This is a genomic window from Amycolatopsis sp. lyj-90 (assembly GCF_046549035.1).
Classification (GTDB): Bacteria; Actinomycetota; Actinomycetes; order Mycobacteriales; family Pseudonocardiaceae; genus Amycolatopsis.
In genome coordinates, this window is sequence record NZ_JAJPWP010000001.1 from 890,143 (window position 1) to 908,243 (window position 18,101).

Here is an 18,101-nt window from a genome sequence, read left to right on the forward strand (position 1 = left end):
CAATGCGGGGAAGGGGCCCTTCAGTTAAGCGGCAACTAGCCATGATCCTGGCTGGTCGAGTATCTGGCCCCTTACTCCGGGCGGGTCCAGATCTTTTCCGTGATCTGCGTGGCCAGGGTTCGTGAACGTTCCTCGATGTCTTCATCGGTCCATCGAACGTGCTCGGCGAGAAGCTGTTTGTTCAGCATCAGCACGCTGTGCTGATTGATGCCGTTTCTCTTGCTTTGCTTCTGATCGACGTTGTCCCAGGCGTTGTTGGACAGAATCGGGTTCAGCTTGCTCGTGAGCAAGGTGAGGTTTCCGAGTTTCTGAACGCGACGCTCGCGCTGCTGCCGGGCTACCGGGTCGTCAGCGACCCCCGCGCTCCAATTCTTTTGCCAGCTGACCGGCATGAGGTGTTCGACGGTCAGACTGGCTCGTGGGCAATGCGCTTCTTCGCTCTTCGAGGACCTGTAGCTGTCTTCGAGGGCTTCCAGGATCATGCGTCCCCGGCGCCGGGGAATCATCACGGAATAGAAGCGAATCTGCCGCAGGCTGTCGATCACTTCGACGTCGTGTGGCCAGCGCCGTGAATCCCCGGTCTGCTCGGCCAGGAAACGCCGGGTGGCGACACCCACCTCCGAGGGATCCTGAAGACCGAGATGCCTGATGAGCTCGACGACGACACTGTTGGTGTCGGCCAGCGTCGTGCGGCACAGCATGCGCCTTACCAGCCAGCTTTCGACCGCCTCCAAGGACTGGTCACGAGCGTGAGGCGGGACCGAGGAGCCGGGACGTAGAAGCCAGAGCAACAAGGGCATAGTCGCGGCGATGTCCATGACCTCGATGACCCGGTAATGGAAAGTGCCGGGTACCGACCGTGGTGGATGGCTGTCGAGTTGCCGGTAACACTGAGCATCGCTCTTTAGCTCCGCGAGCACGCTTCGAACGTCGGTGGCTTGTGCGAGCACATGGTCACGGAAGTCCGCGAAAATCCGATCCGAGGGCACCAGGTGAGCTCGCCGCATGGTGAGCCAGTAATTGAGGAAGACGTCGATCCGTGGTCGGTTCAATCGCCCTTGGCGGAGCTCCTGACGCCAGAAGTCACCGGACAACGCGGCCCAGTAGTCCTGGTCGAGCTGTTCGGTGTCGAGGTGCTGACGCTCGGCGGCTTGAAAGACAGCGTTCTTCACCAGATCGGCCGCCAAGAGGGGGCTGCCTCGGTCGTTGAGCGCTTCGAAGATCGCTTGTGCGTTGTCGCCGGGTTCGAGATCGATCACGACGAGCTTCAGATGCCGCGCCAGCGTCGTGGTGAGTGCACGCAGCCGATCGGTTGCGTTGTTTTCGTCGCCTTCGAGGGCCCAGTCCCGAATGCGTTCGCGCAGGAAGACGATTGCCTGGCTGACGCGGTGTTCACCGGAGTCGTTGCCCGGATCGTCGTCCATGGCATGCTGGAACGGCGCTCGGTCGGCCAAGATCGGCCAGACCTTCAGCAGTTCATCATCCTCTTCGATGATGTGCTCTGGATTGCGGACGAGTGCCTTGAGCAGGGCCGCGTCCCGTGGACGGCCGTGTTTCTCGGCGACCTGGCGTACCGCGTTCAGCAGCAGTTGGAGGGTGATGAGCCGCTGTTGGCCGTCGATGACATGCCGTACCTGGATATAGCCGGCGGGGTTCGATTGCTGGTCGAGGACGACGGCGCCCAGGAAATGGGCGGACACTTCAGTGGGCTGAGTGAGATTCTGCGTCTCGAGGAGTTCATCGGCGACCGCGCGGACGTCTGCCCAAAGCGGCTCCCATTGCTTCTCGATTTCCCACACATACGGCCGCTGGAACACCGGGATCACGTAACGGACTTGCGGTTCGAACAGTTTTTGCGGCGTCAGCGTGTTGGCCTGCACTGAATCTCCCCTAGGGCGTCGACTGGAGCTAGTTGCCAGTCGGTTGGCGGCCACGGAGCGTTACGCCGTCGCGGCCACGGCCGAGCCGCCCTACCTATCTCGCCGGGCAGGTTGGACGATGGCGCGGGCGAGGTTCTGCCCGAGGAGAAGGCGATGGCGTGCGCGCTCGGCGAGCGGGCCGGGCGACTGGGGGAATAGGACGGGGCGTGCCTGACCACAGCGAGCGCGAGATCGCCGTCCTGGTCGGCGAAGTGCTCTTCAACCGGGAGATCGTGATGGAGCTGGTGCTCTCTGCGTGCACCGTCGAGACGCTCGTGCAGCACATCATGACCAAGCTCGGCGCGGGCAACCGCACGCAGATCTCGACCTGGGTGACCACCACGAACGGGTGATCCATAGGCCAAATGGACGCGAGTACGTAATTCACCCGATGTGCCCCGCTACTCCGCGGTAGCAGACTCGGCGGCCCGACGATTCCCGCTGCCCCGGAGGTCGACGATGACCGCGTCCCACGCTCCAGTCCGCCCCGCCCCCACCCCCGTCCGCGCCACCCCGGCCCGCTCCGCCGCCCTCGTGATCGCTCGCGCGGTCGTCGACGGCATCCGGCATTCCCTGCCCGAGCACGCGCCCCTGTTCGACACGCGTGCCACGGAGTTCGTCGCGCTGGTCCTGGAGTACGACGCGATGGACTCCGCGCTGGGCATCGCCGCCGGCGCGGACGCCTTCCGGGAGCTCGGGGTCGCCGAGTACGCGGCGGGCAAGGGCTTGGACCGGTTGTCGCGCGCCTACCACTCGGCGGGACGGGGCGCTTTGCCCGTGCTGGCCTCGTTGTCACGGCAGCCCGGGGCCGGATCGGCCCTGATGGACACCGGGGTGGAGGCCCTGCTCCGCTGCGCCGACGTCCTGATCCGGCTTTCCACCACCGCCTACCGCGCCGCGCACACGCCTTCGGTGGCCGAGTTGCGCCGCGACCTGCTGAAGGAGATCTTGAGCGGCCGACCGCCCGCGAAGTGGGTCGCACTCGCGGCCGAGGCGGGCTGGGTCCCGCCCGCCCGGGTGGTCGCGATCGCCGCGGAGCCCGGGGCGGTCCGCGCCTCGTTCGGCCCGGAGGTACTGGCCGACCTCACCGGCGAGTACCCGCACCTCCTGGTGCCCGACGACGTCGAGATCGGCGGCATCCTGGCGGGGACACGGGCGGCGGTCGGGCCCGCGGTGGCGCCCGCCGAGGCCGCGGCCTCCCTGCGGTGGGCCCGCCGGACGCTGGAACTGGTCCGGCGGGAGGTGATCGAGGACGGCCCTCTCGTGCGCTGGTCGGATCACCTGACCACGCACTGGCTCTTCGCCGACGAGGTGCTCACCGGCGCGCTCGTCACGCGGAGCCTGGCGCCGATCGCCGATCTGCCGCCGAACGAGCGCACCAAGCTCGCCGAAACCCTCGAAGCCATGCTCGCCGCCCGCGGCGGGGCGCCCGAGATCGCGAACAACCTCGGCGTCCACCCGCAGACGGTCCGCAACCGCCTGCGCCGTCTCCGTGTCCTGTTCGGTGCCCGGCTCGACGATCCCGAGGAGCGGCTGGACCTGCGGATCGCCTTGCGCGCCGATCTTCTCGCTTCCGAATCGGCCCGCCCGGCCACCCCGATCAGGGCGGCGTGAGCCTCAGGCCGGGTCCGCGGACCGGGTCACCCACGTGGCGACCTGGACGCGGTTGGAGTAGCCGAGTTTGGTGAGGATGTGGTCGATGTGGGTGTCGACCGTGCGACGGGCGATGCCGAGCCGGTCGGCGATCTCCTGGTTCGTCAGCCCCTCGGCGACCACGTGCGCGATCTCGGTCTCGCGTTTGGTGAGCACCTGCGCGGCCTGTTTCCGTGGTGCGAGGGACCGCTCTTCGAGGGCGTACGCGATGGCGTCGCCGGTGGGCATCGCGGCGCCGTCGGCGAACTCCTTGATCGCGACCTCCCACCCGAGCGCCGCCGTCACGGCGTCGGTGTCGGCCTGCAGGGGTTCGGTGAACGCCTCGTACCGCGTCGGCCACGCGCCCACCGTGCGCCAGACGTTCATCGCGGCGCCCTGCAGGATCGCGGCCCGGTTGGGGCGTCCGGTGCGGGCCGCGCAGCCCGCCAGGACGGTGAGCGTGAACCCGACGACGACCCGGTCGTCCACCCGGGGGTGCAGGCGCAGGATCTGCTCGCAACAGCGGCTCGCCACGGAGAGATCACCCTGCAGGTACTCGGCGGCGGCACGCGACCACAGTGCCCAGCCCCGCCAGAAGACCTCGCCCCGCCGCTCGCAGCGCTCGACGGATTCGGCGAGCACCGCCCGGCCCCGGTCGATGTCGCCGTCCAGCCAGACGGCCAGCCCGTGGTTGTAGCTCGCCCAGAGGTCCGCGCCCTCGTCGCCGTGGGCGCGGAAGAGGTCGATGGCCGTGCCGAACAGACGCGACGCCTGGGGCATGTCGTTGCCGATCAGCGCGGCGTAGGCGCGGACGTGGAGCACGTACGCGGCGGCGAGTTCGTCACCGCCGGCCTCGGCTTCGGCGGCCGCCCTGTCCACCATGCTCCGATAGGCGGGCAGGTCGCCCTGCACCAGCGCCAGGAAACCGGACAGCCACAGCCCGTGTGCCCGCTCCGGGACATCCGCCGCCGCGACCTCGTCGAGCCGCCGGACCCACATCCGGCCCTCGGTGTTCAGCCCGCGGACGATCCAGAACTCCTTGACGTCGCGCATCATCCGCAACCCGATGGCCGCGTCCTCGGGACCGCCGGTGCAGAAGTCGAGGGCCACGCGCAGGTTCGCGTGCTCGCGCCGCAGCCTGCCGATCCAGCCGAGCTGATCGGTCTCCAGCCACTCGGCGGCATACCGGCCGGCGAGTTCGGCGAACCAGTCACGGTGCCGTTTCCGGCGCTCCGCCGTCCCGCCCGTCTCGCTCAGCCTGTCGACGCCGTACTCGCGCACCGACTCCAGCATGCGGTACCGCACGCCGCCCGGGTACTCCTCGCGCAGCAGGATGGACTTGTCGAGCAACCCGTCGACGACTTCGAGAACGCGTTCGGAGGGCAGTTCGCCACCGGAACAGACCTGTTCGGCGGCGTCGAGGTCGAAGCTGCCGGAGAACACCGATGCACGCGCCCACAGCAGGCGTTCGGGACCGGTGCACAGGTCGTGGCTCCAGTCGATCAGCGCCCGCATGGTCTCGTGCCGTTCCGGCCGCCCCCGCCGGTCCTTGGTGAGCACGGAGAACTGCCGGTCGAGCCGGTCGGCCAGCTGGCGCAGGGACAACGCCCGCGCGCGGACGGCGGCCAGTTCGATGGCCAGCGGCAGCCCGTCGAGCCTGCGGCACAGCCGGATCAGCGGCTCGACGTCGTCTTCGGTGAGCCGGAACGACGGCGCCACCGCGGTCGCGCGGTCCACGAACAGCCGGACGGATTCGTCGTTGACCGCCCGTTCGAAGGAGTCGCCCTGCTCCGGTACCGCCAGCGGCGGCACGGGCAGGACCCGCTCGCCCGCCACACCGAGGGACTGCCTGCTCGTGGCGAGCACCGTCACCTGCGGGCATTCCCGGACGATGGTGTCGGCGAACCAGGCGCAGCTGTCGACCAGATGCTCACAGTTGTCCAGAACCAGCAGCAAGCGGCTAGCCCGCAGCGCCTCCACGACGACCTCGATGGCCGGTTTCGCCGAACGGTCGCCGAAACCGAGCACGTTCGCCACGGTCGGCACCAGCAACGCGGGTTCCCGCAGCTCGGCCAGCGACACGAACGCGACCTCGTCGGCGGTCGCCTCACGGTGGGCCGCCGCGATCCGCCACGCCAGCCTGGTCTTGCCCACGCCGCCCGGCCCGGTCAGCGTGACCAGCGAAGAGACCTCCAGCAGGCGCCGCGCTTCGCCGGTCTCGACGTCGCGGCCCACGTAGCTGGTCACTTCGGTGGGATCGCCCGACCACCCCGAAAGCGAGCCAACTCCGTCCGCCATGCACTCTCCCGCGATCGACGAGCCCCGCGACTTCCGTCCGATGTAGACGGAAGTCGCCCGGCTGCGGATCCTAGCGGACCGGCATTCCCCTAGCGGGACACTTGCTTGCCACGGTCGTGCGCCCAGCCCGCCAGTACCACTCCGGCAGCCGCGAGCAGCAGGAACACGATCAGCCTGCCGCTCCACTCACCGGGTACCCATTCGAACGCTCCCCACAACTGGATCGCCGAGTGGTCGAAGAGGCTGCGGATGGCGGCCTGCGCGAAGACGGCGACGGCCACCATCCCGAAGACCTGCAGCCCCAGATAGCCGCCCTTGGTCATGCTCCCTACCTCCCGTTTCGCGATCAGGGCCCAGCATCGCCGGGAGAGGCGGCCGGCACATCGGCGCCGCGTCGCGCGCCTTCTCCGACCAAAGTCGATCCCGGGCGCGACCGAGGTCGGAGCCGGGATCGTCCCGTGTCCGCATGCGCCGCCGCGGCCGGGTCGACCATGATGGGCCGGTGATCACCGACGCCGCCACCGCGCCGCCCGTCCGGCTGTGGGGGCAGGCCTGGCGCCTGCTGGCCGCGGCCGCGATGGGCGTGCTGATCTGGATCGTCACGGCGTCGCAACTGCCGGTGGGGGCGACGGGACCGAGAATCGACTGGATGATCACCGGTGATCCGCTGATCGCCCTCGCCTGCCTGATCGCGCTGCTGTGGCGTCGACGGTTCCCCGTCACGATCACGCTCTCGGTCATCCTCGCGTCGACGGTTTCGGTCCTGGCGGGCGGTGCGTCGTTGCTGGCGCTGTGTTCGCTCGCCACCCGGCGGCGACCGGTCGAGACGGCGGTCGCGGCGGTGCTGACCGCGATCACCGCGGTGCTGACCGCCGACTTCTACCCGCATCGCGAGTCGACGGGGCCGCTGTGGCTGGTGATCAGTCTCCCCACCTTGATGGTGGGCATCGTGGTGGCCGTCGGCGCCGCGATCGGCGCGCGGCGGGAGGAAGTGCGCTCCCTGCGGGAACGGGTCGAGAGCGCGGAACGGGAGCAGGCCGCCCGCGCCGCCGAAGCACGGATCGTGGAGCGGCACCGGATCGCCCGCGAGATGCACGACGTCCTCGCGCACCGGGTCTCGCTGGTCGCCATGCAGGCCGGTGTGCTGGGGCACCGCCCGGACCTGCCCGCCGACCAGGTCGCCGAACTGGCCCGCGGCATCGCCGAGGGGTCCCATCAAGCGCTGGAGGAACTGCGGGACGTGCTCGGGGTGCTGCGGGCGAGCCCGGACGAGCTGGAGCCGCCGCAACCCTCGCTCACCGACCTGCCCGCGCTCGTCGCGGACGCCCGGGCACTGGGGCTGGACGTCACCTTGACGATCACGACGGCGGGCGAGCCGCCCGACGCGATCGCGAGGACGGTTTACCGGATCGTGCAGGAGGGGCTGACCAACGCGGGCAAACACGCGCCGGGAGCCAGGGTGGCGGTCACCGTCGAGGGGACGGCAGGCGACGGCTTGCACGCGACGATCCGGGATTCCGGTGCGGCGCGGAAGATCGCGGGCCCGCCCGTTTCGGGATACGGCCTGCTCGGCCTCTCCGAGCGAGTCGAGCTGGCAGGCGGCGAACTGGACCACCACGCGGAGCCCGGCGGCGGGTTCGTCCTCGCCGCGCGGCTACCGTGGCCGGTCCGCGAAGGGAGCGAGTGAATGGACAGCGAGCGGATCCGGGTCGTGCTCGTCGACGACGAACATCTGGTGCGGATGGCGTTGCGGCTCATCGTCGACGGCGAACCCGACCTCGTCGTGGTCGGCGAGGCTGCCGACGGCGACGCCGCGGTGGCCGTGGTGGGGGAGCAGCGGCCCGACGTCGTCCTGATGGACGTCCGGATGCCCGGGCGCGACGGGCTCAGCGCGACCGAGGAGATCCTCAAGCTCCCGGAGCCGCCGCGGGTCCTGGTGCTCACCACGTTCGACTCGGACGAGATGGTGCTGGGCGCGCTGCGCGTCGGCGCGCTCGGGTTCGTCCTCAAGGACACCCCGCCGCCCCGGATCCTGGCCGCCGTCAGGACGGTCGCCACCGGGGAACCCGCGCTCTCGCCCGCGGCCACGGCACGGCTGATCGCCGCCGCCACCGGACCGCATTCGTCCGACGCGCGCCGGGCGTCCCGCGGCACCGCCCGAGATCTGCTGGCCACCTTGACCGACCGCGAACGCGAGACCGCGGCCGCCATCGCCGACGGGCTGTCCAACACCGACGTCGCGCGGAGACTGGACATCACCGTCGCGACGGTGAAGGCCCACACGAGCAGCATGCTCGCCAAACTCGGTGTCGAGAACCGGGTCCAGATCGCCCTGCTGGTCCGCGACGCCGAGGGCTGAAAACTTTTTCGGGCGCCGTGTCGAATCCGCCGATTCCCGGTCGACGTAGTGTCGAAAGCAGTTCGGATCGACCAAGGAGAAACCAGATGCGCACCCTGATCGCCACCGCGTTCGTCTCGCTCGACGGCGTCGTCGAGGGGCCCGGCGGGGAGCCGGGCTACCGCAACTCCGGCTGGACCTTCAACGGCATCGAGTTCGACGAAGCGGCCTACGAACTCAAGGGCCGTGAGCAGGGCGAGGCCACGGCGATGATGATGGGCCGGGTCAGCTACCAGGCGTTCTCGCCGGTGTGGCCGGACATGACCGCAGAGTTCGCCGGCTACAACGCGATGCCGAAGTACGTCGTCTCGAGCACGCTTCGCGAAGACGAGCTGGTCGACAACTGGGGTGAGACCACGATCCTGCGTTCGCTCGACGACGTCGCCAAGCTCAAGGAGACCGAGGGCGGGCCGATCATCGTCCACGGCAGCGCGGAGCTGAACCGGAACCTCGCCGACGCGGGCCTGATCGACCGCTACCACCTGCTGCTGTTCCCGGTCCTGCTCGGCGCGGGCAAGAAGCTGTTCAGCGACACGGACAAGGACAAGCAGAGCCTCAAGCTCGTCGAGAGCGAGGCCTACGGCAACGGTGTCCAGAAGCTGGTCTACGACGTCGTCCGTTGAGCGGGTCGCCGGTCTCGGCCTGCTGGGCTGTGAAGACCTCCTGATGGCGCGATACGACTGGGCCGTGAGTGGCGATTCGGGTTAGGGCCGAGGGTGTTTGGTCGCCTACCGGCTTCTGGCTGCGGTCGTTCGCCGGGCCGGGTCGTGAAGGGCCCCTTGCCTACCTTGAGCGTAGTGATGGAGGCCTTCACTACCTCCCCAAGTACGTGATGGCCCCCTTCCTTGCGTCTAGCGCAAGGAAGGGGGCCATCACGTACTTCAAGCGACCAGGGCGCCGGTTCCGTGTGGGTCGCAAAGCGGCCAACCAGACATTCACCTACCTGAAGTGTCCCGAGTGGACAGTCGGGGGTGCGGCCACGTCAGCCGTTCCCGGTGTCGCGAAAGCCACTTTTGCGACGTCTGATGTCCCGAAAGTGGCTTTCGCGACACGGCCGCCGGCCGCGCACGCGACTCGACGTTCTTAAAGACGCCCGTCACTCCTCGGGGTTGCTTTCGGGGGATCAACATCATCTTCACGCATCTTCCCGGCGTACGTGGGCATCTTTCCCAGTGAATTCGATCAACGTGAATCGACCACCGAGCGGGAGGAGATGTCATGAACGTCCAGGTGAAGAAGGCCGCCACGGCGATGACCGTCGGGGGACTGGTCGCGGGCGGGCTCCTGGTCGCGGGCGGCGTCGCCGGGGCGATGCCGAGCGACAAGCTCTGCGGTGCCTCCGACGTCGAGGTGTCCGTGACGCCGGACCCGTCGCACGCGGCGGGCCACGAGGCTTACGTCCTCACCTACACCGCGGCTTCGCCGACCACGAACTGCAAGCTGCAGGGCGCGCCCACCGCGCTGACGTTCGTCGCCGACGGGCAGCTGATCGACGACGTCGCCGCCGTGCCGGACGCGACCGCGGCGAACGCGGCACCGGTGAACCTGCGTGAGGGGCGTCCGGCCGTGTCGCGCATCGTGCAGGCCTCGGCCGCGGCGCCGAACCCGCGCACACCGACGACGATCACCTTCGACCTGCCGACCGGGCCGGGTGGAGTTCCCGTCGTCGCGGACTGGCCCGCCGGGGAGCCGCTGAAGGGTGCCACCGTCCAGGTCACCGCCGTCACCGCCTGACTTTCGCCGATCGAGGGAGGAAACCATGTCCAGCAAGCAGATCAAGCGTTGTTCCCTGGGTGTCGCCGTGTTGACCGGAACGCTCGCGCTGACGGTGGCCGGTCAGGCGGAAGCCGCCACGCCGCGGTGCGCGACGGCGGACCTCGCGGTCTCCCTGGGTGAGCCGAAGCAGCTCGAAGAGGCGACAGGCCAGTACGACGTTCCGGTGACCTTCAAGAACATCTCGTCGCACACCTGCGGCCTGCACGGGGTGCCCGGCGTCGACCTGGTCGGCCCGGACGACCCGAACGGGCCCGTCTACCACCTGCCGCGCGTGGACAACGGCGTGCGGGTCAACGAGGTGCCCGCGGGTTCGACGGCGACCGCGACGGTCACCGTCCTGACGCAGGAACCGGGTTCGGTCGGCAGCGGGGGCTCGACCTCTTGGACGCCGGCGAAGCTGGTGACCATCCCGCCTGGTCAGACCGAGGCGCTGAGCGCGGACTGGCCGTCCGGTCTGCCGGTGCTGAGGCAGGACGCCGCCACGCATCCGGGCAGCTGGGTCAACGGAATCCTCGCCGACCCTCCGGTGAGCTGACCGGGCGAACGGGTCAGAGGGACGGGCAGGGCCAGGCGAGCCGGACGATCGTCCCGGTGGGTGTGCTCGTCACCGAGGCCTCCGGTGCGAAGGCGCGGATGATCGGCAGGCCCCGCCCGCCGTCCGGGCGGCGCCCGTCGCGCCAGCGGCCCTCGTCGGCGACGGTGATCTTGACCTGCTCGTCGGCGTACGCGGCGGTGATCGTCATGAGGTTGTCGTCGGTGCCGTCCGGATAGGCGTGCTTGACGACGTTGGTCATCGCCTCGTAGGCGGTGAGTTTGAGATCCTCGGCCAGTTCACGGGGGAGACCCCGTTCGAGGGCCCAGTTCGCCAGGACGTCCCGCAACGCGGCGGCCTGGGCGGGGACTGCGGCGACCTGGAGGACCAGCTCGTCGGCGCTGTGCCGCACCGGCTCGTCGATCGGCATCACGGAGCTTCTCCTCCTCGTCCGCCGCGGTCCACGACCGCCGGATCTACCGTCAAGGCTAAGGCACCGCCGGGATCGGGGTGCGAGTGCCGCGCGGGCGGGGGCCGCCATCCGATATCTTCGGGACTGGCGGGGTGCCGATCGTGAGGGAGTGTGACGGTGACGAGCGGAGACGGCGACAGCCGGGAGGTGCCGTTCTCGGTGACCGTCGCCAGGCCGGATGACGCTCAGGTCGTCATCGCGGTGGCGGGGGAAATCGACCTCACGACGTCCGAAGATCTCAAGGAGAGCTTCGAGGAGGCGCTGGAACCGGTGCCCGGCCGACTCGTCGTCGACCTGGAAGACGTGGAGTTCTGCGATTCCACCGGGCTGGCGACTTTGGTCCGGATCAACGACCGGTGCGCCACCCAAGGTGTCGACCTGAGTTTCCTGCCGTCGCCGACGATCCGGCGACTGGCGCTGAAGACGGGCCTCTCCACTTTGCTGCCACTCGCCGGATCCTGAGCGCCCTCGCGGCTCAGATTCCGTGCGCGGGCAGGGCTTTCGGCACTTCGCGGAGTGCGGTGGCGAGGTGGCGGTACACGGGAATGTGGGCGTCGACGCCGAACAACTGCAGCAGCCGCAGTACCGGCCGGGTGCTCGCGACGACACCCGTCGTGCGGTGTTCCGCGTGACCGCGGGCGGCGGCCGTTTCGATGACCCGCAGCCCGGCGACGCCGAGGAAGGTGACCTCGGTGAGGTCCAGCACGGTGGCGGCGGGCAGATCGCCCCGCAGGGCGTGCTCGAGCCGTCCGGCGGTGGCGAGGTCGATTTCGCCCGCGGCAGAGACGACGAGCAGGTTTTCACTCCATCGGGTGCGCCGGACGCGCAGCAGATGGTCGTCCGACGGGCGCGGCTGAGGAACGGTCGCGTGGACGACGGTTTTCAGGGCGGGGCCGTCGCGGCTGCCCCGCGTGGACGGAATTCGGTCGGTCATGATGCTGGTCTCCCGGATAGCCGGGACGAGACGGACAACGGGTAAGCCTGCACAACGGCTGCGCAAGTCAACTCGCCCCCGCGTCGCCCTGTGAAAGAGCTGGGCCGCGGACATGCGGGTCGTTCGCGCGGGCTGGTGGACTCAACCTCACGTACCTGTCACCGTACGCTGCTCACCGCGCCTGGCAAGACCGCGCCGGGTGAACAAGGGGATTCACCTTCGCGCATGGTCACTCACGCAAGGCATTCTCCCAGGTGAGACCCCACTTTTCCAGCGGGTGCAACGCGTCGAGGAGTTGTTCGCCCAATGGTGTCAGCGTGTAGCCGTCCTCACCGATGGTGACGATGCGGGCTTCGGTGAGCTCGCCGAGCCGGGTGGTGAGCACGCTTGACGACATGCGTTCACAGCGCCGCTGGAGTTCGCGGAATCCGACCTGGCCCTGGCGCAGCTCCCAGATCACCCGCAGCGTCCATCGGCGTCCCAGCAGGTCGAGGGCGGCCATGAGCGGGCGGCCGGTTTCGGAGCCGCGGACCGGTCGTCCTGGGCGCGGGATCGGGTCTTCGGGCATCACACCCCCTTGTGCTTCGACTTTCGAAGCAGCATAGTGGTTCGAAAGTCGAAGCAATCGAGGTGGCCATGGCACGGATCGCGCCGCTCACCCCGCCCTACGAGGCGGACGTCGAAAAGGCACTTCTCAAATGGATGCCACCCGGTGTGGCGCAGGAACCGTTGGCGCTGTTCAGATTGCTGCAGCACCACCCGGAGCTGGCCTCGCGAATGCGTGTCCTGGGCGCCGGACTGCTCGCGCACGGGGAATTACCCGCGCTGGACAGGGAAATCGTCATCGCGCGGGTGACCGCGCGTTGCGGATGCCGCTACGAATGGGGTGTCCACGCCGCGGTTTTCGCACCGGTGGTCGGGCTGACACCGGAACAGGTCGAAGCGACCGTCTCCGGCGATCCCGCACATCCGGCCTGGTCGGTCCGGCATCGCGCCCTGATCGCCGCCGTCGACGAACTCCACGACACGGCAACGGTTTCCGGCGACGCGTGGGCCGCGCTCGCCGGGCACTATCCGGAGACGCAGCTCCTGGAACTCCTCGTGCTCGCGGGCTGGTACCGGACGATCGCCTACGTGGCCAACGGCATCGGTCTGGAGGAGGAGCCGTGGGCGGCCCCGTACCCCGATCGCTAGGAATGGTGCGAGTCGATTTCCCTGGTGTCGTCCCGTTCTCGCTTCGAGGCCCGCCATGAGGCGAGAGTGCACAGGAGTGCCGCCACGAAGCCGAGCGCGGTGAGTGTCCCGGCCCAGACGGCGCCGGTGCTGGCGAGAAGGTAGAGCTGGATCAGGGCGGTGCACGTGTAGACGACCGCCAGGCCCAGCCAGAGCCGTTGCGCCATCATCCCCCGTCTCCGTTCGCAGGTACCGGGTCAATCGCAACGAGGCGGCATGTGGTTACAGCCTGTTCGAAAGCGGTGGTTTCCTGGCGGTGGGCGTCAAGTACCGGTCACCCGGAAGAAGTCCACCAGCCCGTCCCAGGACTGCGAACTCCGCCGCCGCTCCCACCACGTCCGGAACGGCGTCGACGCCATCGCGTGCCGCGTGTACGACGTCATCACCGCGCGGTACACGTTCTCCGCCTGGTCCCACGTCATCCGCTCCTTGCGCCACGCCAGCACGAGCCGCATCCGCATGGGGTCGTCCTTCAGCGGGCGGACGACCATGCCCGGCAGTTCGGGCGCGGTCGGTTCCACGAGTTGCACCGCCTGCCCGGCGGCGATCAGGTGCCGTCCGCCGCCGTTGGGGCATTCGAAGCGGATCCGAGGCGTGAACCCGGCGCGGTGGGTCGCCGCGCGCAACGACGTCAGCGAGCCGTCTTCGGGACCAGGCGGCCCGATCCACGCTTCGTCGGCGAGGTCGGCCAGGTCGACCTCGAAGCCGTCGGCGAGCCGGTGCCGGGCGGGAAGGCCGACGAAAACGGGCAGCCACGAGAACAGCACCCGGTGTCCCAGATGCTTCGCCAGCGGCACTTCCTGGTCGTCGGACATGGCGATGACGGCGATGTCGAGGGTCGCGCGGGCCAGCGCTTGGGCCAGTACCGCGCTGGACGGTTCCACATGGACGGTCACGTCCAGCCCCGGCAGCGCGTCGTCCAGCCGTTCGACGAAGGTGGGCAGACAGTCCATTTGGGACGATCCGAGCCGGACGGGGCCGTCGCCGAGCGCGCCGAGGAGGTCGCTCTCGAAGCGGTCGAACTCCACGAGCAGGGTCAGCGCGCGGCGCAGCGTCTGCTCGCCCACCGGGGTCGGGGTCACGCCGGTATGACTCCGCACGAACAGCGGCGCGCCGATCTGCCGTTCGAGCCGCTGGAGCAGCGAGGTCAGCGACGGCTGGGACATGCCCAGCGCGGCGGCCGCCTGCGAGAGGCTGCCCGCTTCGGCGATGGCGCAGATCGCCCGCAGGTGCCGGATCTCCAGGGCCATAGGCGGAGTCTATCGCCGCCGGTCATTACGGCCGGACCGTTCGCGGTGTGAGGGTGCGGTCAGAAGTCCGACTACCTGAAGGGGGAGCCGATGACCGGCGACCGAACCCGGCCGGATCTGCGCGCGCTGCTGGCCGCCAAGGGGTTCCGGAACTGGATCAGTGACGGCTGGGAGCCCGCCGACGACGTGGTCGAGGTGCTGCCCGGCACCGCCGAGGCCGCCGCCGCTCATCGCGGCAGGCTGTCCGCGGAGCTGCCCGGACGGCGGATCGCGCTCGCGGCGGGCCGGGCCGTGGTGCGGTCCAACGACACCTTCCACGGCTTCCGGGCAGACAGCGACTTCGTCTGGCTCACCGGCTGCCAGCGTGAGGGCGCCATCCTGGTGCTGACTCCGGCAGGGGACAGCCATCACGCCACGCTGTACGTCCCTCGGCCCGCCGAGGCGGACGAGCCCGACTTCGTGGGCGACGCCGACACCAGCCCGCTGTGGGTCGGCACCGCCGCCGGGCCCGCCGCGTACGGGCAGGCGCTCGGCATCGACTGCCGTCCGCTGGAGGACCTCCCGCACGGTTTGCGCGGGCGGAACCCGGGCGTCCTGGCCGGTGCCGGGGTCCACCCGGCGCTCGACGCGTTCGGCTTCGGTCACAGCGAACAGCTCCGGACGGTTCTCGCGGACCTGCGCCGTATCAAGGACGACTGGGAGATCGGCCAGTTGCGCGACGCCGTCGACGCGACCGCCCTCGGGTTCGCCGACGTGCTGGCCGCGTTGCCCGAGGCGGTCCGCGGCGGCGGGGAACGCTGGCTGCAGGGCACTTTCGACCGGCGTGCCCGCACCGAGGGCACCGGTCCCGGCTACACCTCGATCGTCGCCGCCGGGCCGCACGCGCCGATCCTGCACTGGACGCGCTGCGACGGCCAGGTGACCGAGGACAGCCTGCTGCTGCTCGACGCCGGAGTCGAGCTGGAGTCCCTGTACACGGCCGACATCACCCGCACCTTCCCGGTCGGCGGGGAGTTCACGACGGCTCAGCGCGACGTCTACGAACTGGTGCACAAGGCGCAGGTCGCGGCCCTGGCGGAAGTGCGCCCCGGTCAGGACTTCGCCGCCTTCCAGACGACGGCGCTGGGGGTGCTCGCGGCGGGGTTGCACGATTGGGGCCTCCTCCCGGTGTCGGTGGACGAAGCGCTGTCGCCGGACGGGCAGCAGCACCGGCGCTACATCGTCTGCGGTACCGGCCATTTCCTCGGGCTGGACGTCCATGACTGCGCCGCCGCCCATCCCTCCGGCTATCGCGAGGGCACCTTGGCGGAGGGGATGGCGCTGGCGGTGGAGCCCGGCCTGTACTTCCACGCCGGCGACCGCACCGTGCCGCCCGAACTGCGCGGCCTCGGCGTCCGCATCGAGGACAACGTCGTGGTCACCGGATCCGGGCACGACCTGCTCTCCGGCGGTTTCCCATCGACCGCCGACGAGATCACCGCCTGGGTCCGGGCGGCCAGGACCTAACCCCGCCACCCGCGCCCTTCGGTCCCTCCCGAACGCTATGAAAGGCCCGTTACTTGCAAAATTTGCAAGTAACGGGCCTTTCATAGCACGCGCGCAGGGGCTGGACGAGGGACTTCTCCTTCAGCTCCTGTCAGTACGAGATGGTGTGCCCGGTGAGGATCCGCCGCGCCGTACCGGTCGTGGACAGGCCGGCGGCGGGCCTGTCCTCGGTGAAGTACTCACGGAAGTCCTGGCTGAAGTCCCGGGTCATCAGCGCGATCGTGCGGTTCCAGTTCCCGCCGTCCGGCCCGTTCGCGGCCCACAGGTCCAGCAGGGAGGAGCCGACCCGGCCCTGCACGGTGTCGCCGCGGTCCCAGCCCGGCGTCGAGGCGTCGTTCTGGAAGCTGGAGGAGTTGCCGTTGTCGTAGACGTAGCGATAGTCGCCGAGGGCGTAGGCGGCGACGGCGTCCGCGAAGCCTTCGGTCCACGCGCACGACTCCGAACTGTGCTTCTCGATGTAGTGCGGGTTGCAGTCTTCGACCACGGGGAAGCCGCGCCCGTAGAGCTGCCACTGCAGCCAGTGCCCGGCTTCGTGGAGCACGAGGTGCTTCGAATCCGGCATCGTGTTGCCGAGGAAGACGTAGTTCGTGTTCGGGTAGTCCCAATAACCGCCGTCGGCGACCTTCGGATCCCAGACGAAGGTGATCCGGTCGCAGCGCCCGTCGGACTGGCGGCTCGTCCAGCAGGACGAGCTGGGGTTGGCGCGTTTCCAGTAGAGGACGTTGAGCGTGTCGACCACCTTCCACGCCCGCTGCAGACCGGAGGGCACCTTCACCGTGCCGAGGTCCTGGGTGCCGGACACGTTCGTGCGGCGTGCCGAGTCGAACGTGTAGTCGGTGGTGTCGTTCGCGGCCTTGACCACTCGCCACAGGGAGGTGCTGCTCGACCGGAACCTGACGTACGCCTCGGTGAGGGAAGCCGGGTGGCAGGCGGAGAACCGGCCGTCGGACGCGCCGGTGATGCCGCCGGAGAGCCGGGCCGCCGCGCCGGAGCCGGTGCGGCCCCACAGCTCCCAGTTCGCGTTCCGCGCCACCTGCGTGCGCACGGGTTTGCCCGGGCCGGCCTCCGCGTCGAGATGGTCGAAGGCGAGTGTGCCGGTGAGACAGGCGTTCGCGGCAGCGGTGGCCGGTGCGGTGGTCACGGCCGCGGTCAGTCCGAGAGCGGTGACGAGCACCGCGCCGAACGCGCGAAGCCGTCTTCCGGCCGATGAGGATCTACGGATCAGCTGCACGGGGATCTCCTCGCTCGAGGGATACGGAGATAGGGCGGTGTGGCCCGTGACCCTGTGTCGACGGTGACACACCGGTTGGTGAAGGAGTTTCATCGCGGCCGCCATCGCCCACCATCGCGTCGCCCCATCGGCCGCGGCTATGCCCTCCCCGCCGGGAGGCGTGTCATGATGTCCGCGAACTCGATCGGCAAAGCGAACGATTCGCCGTCCGGTCGTACGGTTTGACGAACGACAGGGGAGAAGCGGTGGAGGACGAGACGCCCTCGATCCGGGACATGCTGGCGGTCAACCTGCGCGCGGCCAGGGCGGCGAGGGGCCTTTCGCTTTCGGAGCTGTCCCGCAGGTCGGGGATCGGCAAGGCGACGCTGTCGCAGCTGGAGTCCGGCGGCGGCAATCCGACCATCGAGACCGTGTTCAGCCTGTCCAGGGTGCTGGAAGTGGCGATCTCCGATCTGCTCGACCATCGCGCGGGCGGCGCGCTCACCGTGGTGCGCGGTGCCGACGTCGAGGTGCTCAGCGGCGAGGGAGTGGATCTCCGGCCGCTGCGCCGGATCGAGACCGGTGACGGCGTCTTCGAGGTGTACGACCAGGTCGTGCGCGGCGACGCGCCTCAGCGGTCGCAGGGGCATGTCGGGATCGAGCACACCGTCGTGCAGTCCGGCTCGCTACGGGTCGAGGTGGCGGGCAAGACCGTCGAGGTCGGCCCTGGTGACTACGTGGCCTTCGATGCCCGTGAGCCGCATTGCTACACCGCGCCCGACGGGCCGGTGCACTCGGTCCTGCTGCTGCAGTATCGCGCCGACGAACGGCTCGACGGCAGGCCGCATCCCGTGCTGAAGGGCTGACCGCTCCCCAGGTATTGACACCCCTCCGGGAGGGAA

20 protein-coding genes are annotated in these 18,101 nt (G+C 69.5%); 11 read left to right on the forward strand and 9 right to left on the reverse strand.

Going from position 1 to position 18,101, the window contains the following annotated elements:
* Nucleotides 1-71: 71 nt before the first annotated feature.
* Nucleotides 72-1,880, reverse strand: coding sequence for a DUF262 domain-containing protein (locus ACLJPX_RS03605; protein WP_410598706.1), 1,809 nt, complete (start codon nucleotides 1,878-1,880; stop codon nucleotides 72-74).
* A gap of 206 nt (nucleotides 1,881-2,086) precedes the next feature.
* Between ACLJPX_RS03605 and ACLJPX_RS03610 the strand changes: the two genes are divergently transcribed.
* On the forward strand, nucleotides 2,087-2,272 hold the full coding sequence (locus ACLJPX_RS03610) for a helix-turn-helix domain-containing protein (RefSeq protein ID WP_410598707.1): 186 nt from the start codon (nucleotides 2,087-2,089) through the stop codon (nucleotides 2,270-2,272).
* A 106-nt stretch (nucleotides 2,273-2,378) separates the two neighbouring features.
* Nucleotides 2,379-3,533 carry a helix-turn-helix domain-containing protein gene (locus ACLJPX_RS03615; RefSeq protein WP_410598708.1) on the forward strand — a complete coding sequence of 385 codons (1,155 nt, stop codon included), beginning with the start codon at nucleotides 2,379-2,381 and terminating at the stop codon, nucleotides 3,531-3,533.
* A 3-nt stretch (nucleotides 3,534-3,536) separates the two neighbouring features.
* Here ACLJPX_RS03615 and ACLJPX_RS03620 read toward each other — a convergent pair whose 3' ends face one another.
* Nucleotides 3,537-5,849 carry an ATP-binding protein gene (locus ACLJPX_RS03620; protein WP_410598709.1) on the reverse strand — a complete coding sequence of 771 codons (2,313 nt, stop codon included), beginning with the start codon at nucleotides 5,847-5,849 and terminating at the stop codon, nucleotides 3,537-3,539.
* A gap of 89 nt (nucleotides 5,850-5,938) precedes the next feature.
* Nucleotides 5,939-6,172 (reverse strand): hypothetical protein, encoded by a 234-nt coding sequence (locus tag ACLJPX_RS03625; protein ID WP_410598710.1) that lies wholly within the window; start codon nucleotides 6,170-6,172, stop codon nucleotides 5,939-5,941.
* A 179-nt stretch (nucleotides 6,173-6,351) separates the two neighbouring features.
* On the opposite strand from ACLJPX_RS03625, the gene ACLJPX_RS03630 reads away from it, so the two are divergent.
* From ACLJPX_RS03630 to ACLJPX_RS03650, 5 genes are all read left to right on the forward strand, one after another.
* Nucleotides 6,352-7,536, forward strand: a complete 1,185-nt coding sequence (locus tag ACLJPX_RS03630) for a sensor histidine kinase (protein ID WP_410598711.1) — start codon at nucleotides 6,352-6,354, stop codon at nucleotides 7,534-7,536.
* The gene (locus ACLJPX_RS03635) at nucleotides 7,537-8,208 is read left to right on the forward strand and encodes a response regulator (RefSeq protein ID WP_101607485.1); all 672 of its coding nucleotides are present in this window, start codon (nucleotides 7,537-7,539) and stop codon (nucleotides 8,206-8,208) included. It begins immediately after the preceding gene.
* A gap of 86 nt (nucleotides 8,209-8,294) precedes the next feature.
* Nucleotides 8,295-8,870 carry a dihydrofolate reductase family protein gene (locus tag ACLJPX_RS03640; RefSeq protein ID WP_410598712.1) on the forward strand — a complete coding sequence of 192 codons (576 nt, stop codon included), beginning with the start codon at nucleotides 8,295-8,297 and terminating at the stop codon, nucleotides 8,868-8,870.
* 595 nt (nucleotides 8,871-9,465) lie between these two features.
* Nucleotides 9,466-9,981 (forward strand): DUF4232 domain-containing protein, encoded by a 516-nt coding sequence (locus ACLJPX_RS03645; RefSeq protein ID WP_410598713.1) that lies wholly within the window; start codon nucleotides 9,466-9,468, stop codon nucleotides 9,979-9,981.
* Between the two features lie 25 nt (nucleotides 9,982-10,006).
* Entirely contained in the window at nucleotides 10,007-10,558 is a 552-nt protein-coding gene (locus ACLJPX_RS03650; RefSeq protein WP_410598714.1) for a DUF4232 domain-containing protein, read from the forward strand.
* 13 nt (nucleotides 10,559-10,571) lie between these two features.
* Here the strand turns inward: ACLJPX_RS03650 and ACLJPX_RS03655 are convergent, their stop codons facing one another.
* Nucleotides 10,572-10,985: an ATP-binding protein gene (locus tag ACLJPX_RS03655; RefSeq protein WP_410598715.1), complete on the reverse strand. Its 414-nt coding sequence runs from the start codon at nucleotides 10,983-10,985 to the stop codon at nucleotides 10,572-10,574.
* A 159-nt stretch (nucleotides 10,986-11,144) separates the two neighbouring features.
* On the opposite strand from ACLJPX_RS03655, the gene ACLJPX_RS03660 reads away from it, so the two are divergent.
* Nucleotides 11,145-11,489, forward strand: coding sequence for an STAS domain-containing protein (locus ACLJPX_RS03660; RefSeq protein WP_410598716.1), 345 nt, complete (start codon nucleotides 11,145-11,147; stop codon nucleotides 11,487-11,489).
* A gap of 13 nt (nucleotides 11,490-11,502) precedes the next feature.
* Here the strand turns inward: ACLJPX_RS03660 and ACLJPX_RS03665 are convergent, their stop codons facing one another.
* Nucleotides 11,503-11,961 (reverse strand): STAS domain-containing protein, encoded by a 459-nt coding sequence (locus ACLJPX_RS03665; protein WP_101607491.1) that lies wholly within the window; start codon nucleotides 11,959-11,961, stop codon nucleotides 11,503-11,505.
* 229 nt (nucleotides 11,962-12,190) lie between these two features.
* On the reverse strand, nucleotides 12,191-12,529 hold the full coding sequence (locus ACLJPX_RS03670; protein WP_410598717.1) for a winged helix-turn-helix transcriptional regulator: 339 nt from the start codon (nucleotides 12,527-12,529) through the stop codon (nucleotides 12,191-12,193).
* A 68-nt stretch (nucleotides 12,530-12,597) separates the two neighbouring features.
* Between ACLJPX_RS03670 and ACLJPX_RS03675 the strand changes: the two genes are divergently transcribed.
* Nucleotides 12,598-13,155, forward strand: coding sequence for a carboxymuconolactone decarboxylase family protein (locus ACLJPX_RS03675; RefSeq protein WP_410598718.1), 558 nt, complete (start codon nucleotides 12,598-12,600; stop codon nucleotides 13,153-13,155).
* Here the strand turns inward: ACLJPX_RS03675 and ACLJPX_RS03680 are convergent.
* Together ACLJPX_RS03680 and ACLJPX_RS03685 are read right to left on the reverse strand one after the other, a co-directional pair.
* Nucleotides 13,152-13,364, reverse strand: a complete 213-nt coding sequence (locus ACLJPX_RS03680) for a hypothetical protein (protein ID WP_101607493.1) — start codon at nucleotides 13,362-13,364, stop codon at nucleotides 13,152-13,154. The genes ACLJPX_RS03675 and ACLJPX_RS03680 overlap by 4 nt on opposite strands.
* 93 nt (nucleotides 13,365-13,457) lie before the next feature.
* A complete protein-coding gene (locus tag ACLJPX_RS03685; protein WP_101607494.1) occupies nucleotides 13,458-14,444 on the reverse strand; it encodes a LysR family transcriptional regulator in 987 nt (328 codons plus the stop codon).
* Nucleotides 14,445-14,534: 90 nt separating this feature from the next.
* Between ACLJPX_RS03685 and ACLJPX_RS03690 the strand changes: the two genes are divergently transcribed.
* The gene (locus ACLJPX_RS03690; protein ID WP_410598719.1) at nucleotides 14,535-15,950 is read left to right on the forward strand and encodes an aminopeptidase P family protein; all 1,416 of its coding nucleotides are present in this window, start codon (nucleotides 14,535-14,537) and stop codon (nucleotides 15,948-15,950) included.
* A gap of 130 nt (nucleotides 15,951-16,080) precedes the next feature.
* On the opposite strand, the gene ACLJPX_RS03695 is transcribed toward ACLJPX_RS03690, so the two are convergent.
* Nucleotides 16,081-17,220, reverse strand: coding sequence for a metalloprotease (locus tag ACLJPX_RS03695; protein ID WP_410598720.1), 1,140 nt, complete (start codon nucleotides 17,218-17,220; stop codon nucleotides 16,081-16,083).
* A gap of 245 nt (nucleotides 17,221-17,465) precedes the next feature.
* On the opposite strand from ACLJPX_RS03695, the gene ACLJPX_RS03700 reads away from it, so the two are divergent.
* The gene (locus ACLJPX_RS03700; protein ID WP_168214308.1) at nucleotides 17,466-18,065 is read left to right on the forward strand and encodes a helix-turn-helix domain-containing protein; all 600 of its coding nucleotides are present in this window, start codon (nucleotides 17,466-17,468) and stop codon (nucleotides 18,063-18,065) included.
* Nucleotides 18,066-18,101 lie beyond the last annotated feature (36 nt).

Excerpts from the sequence above, each read along its gene's own strand:
- ACLJPX_RS03615 (WP_410598708.1), top strand. The coding sequence starts at position 2,379 with ATGACCGCGTCCCACGCTCCAGTCCGCCCCGCCCCCACCCCCGTCCGC.
- ACLJPX_RS03620 (WP_410598709.1), bottom strand. The coding sequence starts at position 5,849 with ATGGCGGACGGAGTTGGCTCGCTTTCGGGGTGGTCGGGCGATCCCACC.
- ACLJPX_RS03625 (WP_410598710.1), bottom strand. The coding sequence starts at position 6,172 with ATGACCAAGGGCGGCTATCTGGGGCTGCAGGTCTTCGGGATGGTGGCC.
- ACLJPX_RS03635 (WP_101607485.1), top strand. The coding sequence starts at position 7,537 with ATGGACAGCGAGCGGATCCGGGTCGTGCTCGTCGACGACGAACATCTG.
- ACLJPX_RS03640 (WP_410598712.1), top strand. The coding sequence starts at position 8,295 with ATGCGCACCCTGATCGCCACCGCGTTCGTCTCGCTCGACGGCGTCGTC.
- ACLJPX_RS03645 (WP_410598713.1), top strand. The coding sequence starts at position 9,466 with ATGAACGTCCAGGTGAAGAAGGCCGCCACGGCGATGACCGTCGGGGGA.
- ACLJPX_RS03650 (WP_410598714.1), top strand. The coding sequence starts at position 10,007 with ATGTCCAGCAAGCAGATCAAGCGTTGTTCCCTGGGTGTCGCCGTGTTG.
- ACLJPX_RS03655 (WP_410598715.1), bottom strand. The coding sequence starts at position 10,985 with ATGCCGATCGACGAGCCGGTGCGGCACAGCGCCGACGAGCTGGTCCTC.
- ACLJPX_RS03665 (WP_101607491.1), bottom strand. The coding sequence starts at position 11,961 with ATGACCGACCGAATTCCGTCCACGCGGGGCAGCCGCGACGGCCCCGCC.
- ACLJPX_RS03670 (WP_410598717.1), bottom strand. The coding sequence starts at position 12,529 with ATGCCCGAAGACCCGATCCCGCGCCCAGGACGACCGGTCCGCGGCTCC.
- ACLJPX_RS03675 (WP_410598718.1), top strand. The coding sequence starts at position 12,598 with ATGGCACGGATCGCGCCGCTCACCCCGCCCTACGAGGCGGACGTCGAA.
- ACLJPX_RS03680 (WP_101607493.1), bottom strand. The coding sequence starts at position 13,364 with ATGATGGCGCAACGGCTCTGGCTGGGCCTGGCGGTCGTCTACACGTGC.
- ACLJPX_RS03685 (WP_101607494.1), bottom strand. The coding sequence starts at position 14,444 with ATGGCCCTGGAGATCCGGCACCTGCGGGCGATCTGCGCCATCGCCGAA.
- ACLJPX_RS03690 (WP_410598719.1), top strand. The coding sequence starts at position 14,535 with ATGACCGGCGACCGAACCCGGCCGGATCTGCGCGCGCTGCTGGCCGCC.